Raw genomic sequence first — 2,417 nt, 5'->3', positions numbered from 1 at the left:
CGCCACGCGATCGCCCAATAGAGGCTGCCAGCCATCGGCATAGACCGCCGGGTCCCCGATCTGCACACCGGCATCGAGCGCCTCTTGTTTGTTCGTGACGCCCAGATCAATCCAGAGGTCTTCGAGTTCGATCTTCTTGCCGCGCTCTTCCGCAGTGAGCAGATGAACGGGCTTCTTACCGATAACACCGTGCACGGGTCCCGTGCGGGTCTGCACCACCACGCGCTGGCCCACGATATTGACATTATCGTGACCACCGATTGTCCTAAAATAGCAAAAGCCCTCGTCGTTGATGTAGTGAATGAGAAACCCGATCTCATCAATGTGGCCTGCCAGCATCACGCGCGGACTGCCCGTAGGATTCACGACCGCGATCACACTCCCGAGGGGATCGGTTGTCACTTCATCGGCAAAGGCGGAGACATAGTCACGAAAATTCTTTGCATTGGGCTCCTCAAACCCAGAGGGTGAGGCGGTTGTAATCATTCGCTCAAGAAATGCAAGCGCATTATCAGTAATCATCGCGAGTCATTCTACCCCAAGCGCTTCCAAAATTGTGTGGATCGCCGCAACGACCTCAGGGTGCGTGACATCGCGTGGGCGGGGCGCTTTTAGCACCAGTTCCTGCTGAATACTCGCCGGGCGCTCCGAGAGCACCAGAATACGGTCGGCGAGCTGGGCGGCTTCCTCAATATCATGGGTCACCAGAATGGTCGTGCAGGGGCGCTCTGCCAGAAGCCTTGCGAGCTCGGCACGCAGCTTCAGGCGAGTGAGATAGTCTAGCGCGGAGAACGGCTCATCGAGCAACAAGACATCCGTCTCCCCGGCCAGAGCACGGGCAAGCTCAGCGCGCTGACGCATGCCTCCCGAGAGCTGGCGCGGGAAGTGCTGCGCGAACTCCGCCAGCCCCACCAGAGTGAGCAGCTCCGTCACCCGTGCCTCGCGCTGGTTTGCAGGTAGCTCGCGCACACCCAGTGCAATATTTTTACGAACCGTCAGCCAGGGCAGCAAGCCATCGGCCTGGTAGACCATGCGCGTCTTCCCGCCCCGCTCAATGCGCCCCTCGCTTGGGGGAAGTGCTCCCGAGAAGAGATTGAGCAGGGTGGTCTTTCCCGCACCGCTGGGCCCGACAATCGCGACAAACTCCTCTTTTGCCACGGTCAGCGAGACGTTGGAGAGAACTTCGGTTGCATCGTAGCGCAGGGTGACATTCTCAAGCCGGATCATCGCTCATACCCCCAGCGCACGGCAGGCAGGCGACCGAGTAACCCCAGCAGACGATCCGTCAGAATCCCGAGTGCGCCGATGGCAATAATTCCGACAATCGCCAGGTCCAGCATCTGGCCATTGCGCGCATCGTGGATCAGAAAGCCCAGTCCGCCCTCACGGGACACCATCTCCGCTGCGACAATCACCACCCAGGCTAGCCCCGCCGTCACGCGCAGTGTTGTAAAAACCTGTGGCAAGATCGCGGGCAGCGTGATTGCAAACGCATTGAGGCCGTAGTCGCGGCCCACGCGGAAATAGATCTGCGGCACGGCAAGTGTCGCCGCCATGGTTCCCAGCACGAGCGGCGGAAAAGTCGCGCCAAACACTAAAAAAATCACGGGCGGATCTCCGAGGCCAAACCAGAGAATGGCGAAGGGAATCCAGCTTAAAGGCGAGACAGCGCGCAGGAAGTTCACCACCGGCAGCAGCGCCTCCCGCAGCGGTGCCATGCGTCCCAGTGCCACGCCCAGCGGGAGACCAACCAGTGCTGCCAGCCCGTAGGCGACAACCACGCGCCAGAGCGATGTCCAGGTTTCTTTCAGCAGCTCTCCCGAGGAGACACTCTTCACAAATGTCTTCCCCACCTCCAGAGGCGTCGGAAACGTCTCGCCCCCGGGTAGCCTGCGTGTGAGGGCCGCCAGCAGAAAATACAGTGCCCCCGCCGTTACCACGGGGAGGACGACCGCTCGCAGACGGGCGGTTAGGGAGGAGTTTTGCATGCCGGAAAAGTATATCGCCCCTAGCCCACCCAACCGACACCTCGCCGCCCGAAGGCAGGGAGGATTTTCTCTCTCCGAAGCCGTATACCCAAGTGTGAAGCGATCTTATCTCAGCGTCCTTGCCCTCAGTGTCTTGTTTATCGGCACTGGCTGCCTTGGGGGCGGCTCCAGCGATCCCAGCGCGGCGATCTCCCCGTTTTATGTGGGCACGCTCGCGCTCCAGACCGGCGAGAAGAACCATCCGATTCCGAGCCTGGAGAAAGCGCTGAAGCTCGCTCCCGACGAGCCCGCAATCGCGGCCAATCTCGCGCTGGCCTACATCCGCAACAGTGAGTACCCTAAAGCGGTCGAGCCTCTGGCGCAGGCCAAGAAAGGTGCGCCGGACGACCCGGGGATCGCGGCCATTGAGGGGCTGCTGCTCGAAAAACA

3 protein-coding genes and 1 pseudogene are annotated in these 2,417 nt (G+C 60.9%); 1 reads left to right on the top strand and 3 read right to left on the bottom strand.

Features of this window, described 5'->3' with window-relative positions; translation table 11 throughout:
- The 3 genes and pseudogenes from ACH2EH_RS01040 to ACH2EH_RS01030 all read right to left on the bottom strand — a co-directional run.
- A pseudogene (locus ACH2EH_RS01040) lies at window positions 1-522 on the bottom strand (M42 family peptidase); the annotation flags it as partial.
- 6 nt (window positions 523-528) lie between these two features.
- On the bottom strand, window positions 529-1,227 hold the full coding sequence (locus ACH2EH_RS01035) for an ABC transporter ATP-binding protein (protein WP_395137941.1): 699 nt from the start codon (window positions 1,225-1,227) through the stop codon (window positions 529-531).
- Window positions 1,224-1,988: an ABC transporter permease gene (locus ACH2EH_RS01030; RefSeq protein WP_395137940.1), complete on the bottom strand. Its 765-nt coding sequence runs from the start codon at window positions 1,986-1,988 to the stop codon at window positions 1,224-1,226. The genes ACH2EH_RS01035 and ACH2EH_RS01030 overlap by 4 nt, the downstream gene beginning before the upstream one ends.
- 94 nt (window positions 1,989-2,082) lie before the next feature.
- Here ACH2EH_RS01030 and ACH2EH_RS01025 point away from each other — a divergent pair.
- On the top strand, window positions 2,083-2,417 hold a 335-nt coding region (locus ACH2EH_RS01025), incomplete at its 3' end, for a tetratricopeptide repeat protein (protein ID WP_395137938.1).

Source organism: Armatimonas sp., from assembly GCF_043760365.1.
Classification (GTDB): domain Bacteria; phylum Armatimonadota; class Armatimonadia; order Armatimonadales; family Armatimonadaceae; genus Armatimonas.
Note: the sequence above shows the minus strand (reverse complement) of the source record. Positions and strands in the feature narration are given on the sequence as shown.